The organism is Xanthovirga aplysinae, from assembly GCF_009711365.1.
Lineage (GTDB): Bacteria > Bacteroidota > Bacteroidia > Cytophagales > Cyclobacteriaceae > Xanthovirga > Xanthovirga aplysinae.
Genome location: NZ_SMMB01000821.1, coordinates 1 through 4,333, shown reverse-complemented (window position 1 = coordinate 4,333; position 4,333 = coordinate 1). Strand labels below are relative to the sequence as shown.

At 36.0% G+C, this 4,333-nt stretch carries 4 protein-coding genes; 1 reads left to right on the top strand and 3 read right to left on the bottom strand.

From position 1 onward, the window contains the following. Window positions 1-226: 226 nt before the first annotated feature. Complete coding sequence (gene fbp, locus E1171_RS06240) at window positions 227-1,231, bottom strand: class 1 fructose-bisphosphatase (protein ID WP_155205153.1); 1,005 nt, start codon at window positions 1,229-1,231, stop codon at window positions 227-229. A 91-nt stretch (window positions 1,232-1,322) separates the two neighbouring features. On the opposite strand from fbp, the gene E1171_RS06235 reads away from it, so the two are divergent. Continuing rightward, window positions 1,323-2,591: an aspartate kinase gene (locus E1171_RS06235; protein ID WP_155205152.1), complete on the top strand. Its 1,269-nt coding sequence runs from the start codon at window positions 1,323-1,325 to the stop codon at window positions 2,589-2,591. A gap of 29 nt (window positions 2,592-2,620) precedes the next feature. On the opposite strand, the gene E1171_RS06230 is transcribed toward E1171_RS06235, so the two are convergent. Both E1171_RS06230 and E1171_RS06225 read right to left on the bottom strand, forming a co-directional pair. After that, on the bottom strand, window positions 2,621-3,511 hold the full coding sequence (locus tag E1171_RS06230) for a fructosamine kinase family protein (protein WP_155205151.1): 891 nt from the start codon (window positions 3,509-3,511) through the stop codon (window positions 2,621-2,623). Then, the gene (locus tag E1171_RS06225; protein ID WP_155205150.1) at window positions 3,508-4,020 is read right to left on the bottom strand and encodes a low molecular weight protein-tyrosine-phosphatase; all 513 of its coding nucleotides are present in this window, start codon (window positions 4,018-4,020) and stop codon (window positions 3,508-3,510) included. Before E1171_RS06225 ends, E1171_RS06230 begins: the two co-directional genes overlap by 4 nt. Window positions 4,021-4,333 lie beyond the last annotated feature (313 nt).

The following is a 4,333-nucleotide window of genomic DNA, read 5'->3' as shown; positions in this document are numbered from 1 at the left end:
CTGCTTTTAATTTTGTTTTCTCCAATTTGGAATATAGAGTATTTTGTAATAGGCACATCATTCTCCTCTGTATATTTTTCATTAACCACTCCCTCCAATTTGCATATTTAAAATGAAAAGAGGTTTCGGTTAAGCATGAAATACTTTTACCGAAACCCCTAATCCACAAAATCAATCTACAACTATTTATGAAAAGTTAAGCAAAAAAATAGAGAGTAAAAATTTATTAAACTGTTTCCTTTAAATAACTCTCTACTTTTTCAACCATTTCAACCGATCCTACATAAAATGGTACTCTTTGATGTAACTCAGTGGGTTCGACTTCCATAATCCTTTTACCTTTTCCATCAGTGGCTTTTCCTCCAGCCTGTTCTACTATAAATGCCAATGCGTTACATTCATACAACAAACGTAACTTTCCATTTGGATATGAGCCTGTGTTAGGATATATATAAATTCCCCCCTTCAATAAATTACGATGGAAATCAGCCACCAAGGACCCTATATACCGTCCAGCATAACGCTGATCCTTACAATAAGAGATGTAATCTTTCAACGGACTCTCAAAATCATTATAAGATCCTTCATTCACAGAATAAATCTTCCCTTGTTTAGGAATAGAGATATTTTGATGAGAAAGAAAATACTCACCCAATGAAGGTTCATAAGTAAATCCGAAAACACCCCTTCCTGTTGTATAAATCATCATAGTGGAAGATCCATACAACAAATAACCAGCTGCAATCTGCTCACTCCCTTTTTGGAGAACATCCTCATGTGTCACTTCACCACCTACTGGACTTTTTCTTCTATAAATGGAAAAGATAGTACCAATAGAGACATTTACATCAATATTTGAGGATCCATCTAAAGGATCAATTGCCACTACATATTTTCCTCCCGGATTATCTAACTCTATAATTTCATCCCTTTCTTCAGAAACCATGGCACAAACTTCTCCTCCATTTTTTAGAGCCCTAATAAAACGGATATCTGCAACAACATCCAGTTTTTGCTGGTCTTCCCCCTGCACATTTTGTTTCCCATAGGCACCACCAAGATCAATCAAACCTGCCCGGTTTATTTCCCGGTTCACTATTTTACCTGCCAATGCAATATCCCTTAAAAGCTGAGATAATTCACCAGTAGCAAAAGAAAAATCGTCTTGCTTACTTTTGATAAAACGGTCAAGGGTTGTCCCGATTGGTAGCCCTAATTGAGTATTTTTCATAAATTGAGAACGTTTTTTAGAATTGACAATCAAAGTTATCAATTTTTCAAGCAAAAACCGCTCATTTTATTAATTTAAATCGATTGCAGAAATGGAAATCTACAAGTTTGGAGGGGCATCTATAGAAAGCGCAGTGAGGATAAAGAATTTGGTCGATATAATTAAAGACCAATCAAATGGCCCTCTAATTATAGTAGTTTCGGCATTAGGAAAAACCACAAATGCCCTGGAAGAAATCTTAGAAGAAAGGCTAAAAATAAAAAACTACCACCCTAAAATTCAGAACCTTTATTCCCAACATCACCAGATTTGCCAGGAGCTATTTTCTGATCCAAAACACAGCATTTTTGAAACCTTAGAGCAATGGTTTTTTAAATTAAAAAACTGCCTTTTGGAAGAAGTTCCTACACATTTCCAAAGCAGGCTATACGACCAAATCGTCAGTTTCGGGGAAATTCTTTCCACAAAAATTGTAGCCGCTTACCTCAATACACAAAATATTTCCTGTCAATGGGTTGATGCCCGTCAATTTATAAAAACGGACAGTAACTATAAAGAAGCAAAAGTTGATTGGGAGGCAACAGAACTCAGGATAAAAGGAAAATTCACCGATTTACTGCAACAGGGAGTTGTATTAACTCAAGGTTTTATAGCAGGTAATGATTTAGGAGAAACTACTACCCTGGGGCGTGAAGGTTCCGATTTCAGTGCTGCCATTCTAGCTTGTTGCACTGCAGCCAATTCAGTTACCATTTGGAAAGATGTTCCTGGAATCATGACTGCAGACCCAAAAAGAATAAAAAATGCTACCAAATTTGACGACCTATCATACACGGAAGCTGCTGAAATGTCCTATTATGGAGCTTCCGTGATACATCCCAAAACCATTAAACCCCTAGCCAACAAAAAAATCCCCCTTTGGGTAAAATCTTTTGAAAAGCCGAAAGAAAAAGGGACCAAAATCCACGATTATCAGGTAGCCCATTCGCAATCCATCATTTTTAAGGAGAATCAAACCTTAATTTCTTTTCAGGTAAAGGATTTTAGTTTCATAGAAGAGAAGAACTTAAGTTTGATTTTTCACGTCTTAGACCAACTCAACATAAAAATTAACATGATGCAAAATTCTGCGGTTTCTTTTTCTATATGCGTGGATAATGACGAAGAAAAGGTCAATAAATTAAGAGATCTTCTAAAGACGGACTTCAATATATTATACAATAAGGATTTGCAATTAATTACGGTTAAGAATTATAAGGAAGAAGGCCTGGAGGATTTTACTAGTGGAAAACAGCTATTGCTTGAACAAAAAACTCGTCATAATTACCAGATTGTGGTAAGTGATCTTAGAAAAGTTTAAAAGAAAGGAAATTAAAAAAAGATTTACTTTCATCCTCCAGTCTGGAAACGATGAATGATTTGTTTAATTCCTGGAAGATAAGAAGTCCCAAATAAATTAACATGAACAAGTAATGGGTAAAGGTTATAGATACCTTCCCTTGTTTTAAAATCAGGTTGCAAGGGAAAGGACTGATGATAGCTCTGGTAAAAGCCCAGTTCAAATCCGCCAAAAAGTTTTGTAAAGGCAATCTCTGCTTCCCGATTCCCATAATAGACAGCTGGATCTATCAAACATGCCTTTCCTTCAGGGCCAATGATAACATTCCCACTCCAAAGATCACCATGAAGAAGTGAGGGCGATTCATTCGGGAAAATACCATTAAACAAAGGGTAAATAGACCGGAATTTCTTTAAGAAGGCCAAATCAATTAAACTATTTTCCAGGGCCAACTTCAATTGAACCTCCAGTCGTTGGTTGATAAAAAATGTAAGCCAATTTTCTGAAGGTTGATTCAATTGGGGAAGACTTCCAATAAAATTATCTTTAATTAACCCAAAGGTGACACCTGAATTCCGATGCAACTTGGCTAGTGATGTCCCTAAATCTTCCCAATAACTTCTTACTGCCCGGCCCGGCACTAGATAAGCCATAAGAATAAATGCTTGCTGATCAATTTGCCCAATACCCAAAACTCGGGGAACACATACCGCTCCAGAATCTTCTAAACGCTTGAGGCCATCCACTTCGGCTTCAAAAAGAGCTAGATTTGATTCATCCTGCCATTTAATAAAAAAGTTACCATGAGAAGTTTCCAACTTCATAGCCTGACTTATACAACCACCACCTACAGGGGAAAATCCCAGGAGTTTTACAGTAGGCTGTAATTTTTGTCTGAGTACTTCTTCAAAAAAATGGTCAAGATTTCCTTTTTCCCTCATTTTAAATGATACTCTTCAATCAAATAATCCAGGTAATTTGAAAGGCTTCGGTCTAAAATCTGAAATACTTCCTCAAAACCACCCTCCCCTCCAAAATAAGGGTCTGGCACATCGAGTTTCCCATTAGACTTAGGATCAAATTCCCGCATCCGAAATAATTTAAATTCCTGGTCCTTATTTTCCATTGAGACGATGTGCTCAAAATTACTACTATCCATTGCAATAATTTGATCAAACTCCTTGAAATCTTGGATTGTAAATTGGCGCGCTTTATGAACTATCTCAATGCCATGGTTTCGTGCATTTGCTGCAGATCGCTTATCTGGACCACTCCCCACATGATAAGAAGAAACACCGGAAGAATCACAAAACACACTGTCCATCAGATCAGCCTGCTGGATCTGCTTCTTAAAAATAGCCTCGGCCAGAGGAGAACGACAAATATTTCCCAGACAAACGAACATTACCTTAATTGGCCTTTTATTCAAATGACTTTTTTTACTTTGCATCTGCTACTGTTTAATTATGAATGTAATCCTTGCACAAACTTTTTTAAATATGTAATATTTATTTACCCAGAAAACCCCTTTTCCAATATTGAACAAACTATCACAAATCAGCATATTGAAAGCAAAATGGAGCTCACCTTTCTAAAAATCTATAAAATCTTTGAAAAATTCAGAATTTTCTTTCATTTAAAAGTTAAGACAGAGAAAAGCGAGTATAAAAAAATAACACATTGATCATCAACACCATATATCCTTTTCTTTTTTATAATCTATCCTTCTTTCAAAAAGGATGTAATTTTTTTTTTATTTTTTT

What these genes read in the sequence shown, in the direction of transcription:
- E1171_RS06230 (WP_155205151.1), bottom strand. Translation starts at nt 3,511, where the DNA reads ATGAGGGAAAAAGGAAATCTTGACCATTTTTTTGAAGAAGTACTCAGA.
- E1171_RS06235 (WP_155205152.1), top strand. Translation starts at nt 1,323, where the DNA reads ATGGAAATCTACAAGTTTGGAGGGGCATCTATAGAAAGCGCAGTGAGG.
- fbp (WP_155205153.1), bottom strand. Translation starts at nt 1,231, where the DNA reads ATGAAAAATACTCAATTAGGGCTACCAATCGGGACAACCCTTGACCGT.
- E1171_RS06225 (WP_155205150.1), bottom strand. Translation starts at nt 4,020, where the DNA reads ATGCAAAGTAAAAAAAGTCATTTGAATAAAAGGCCAATTAAGGTAATG.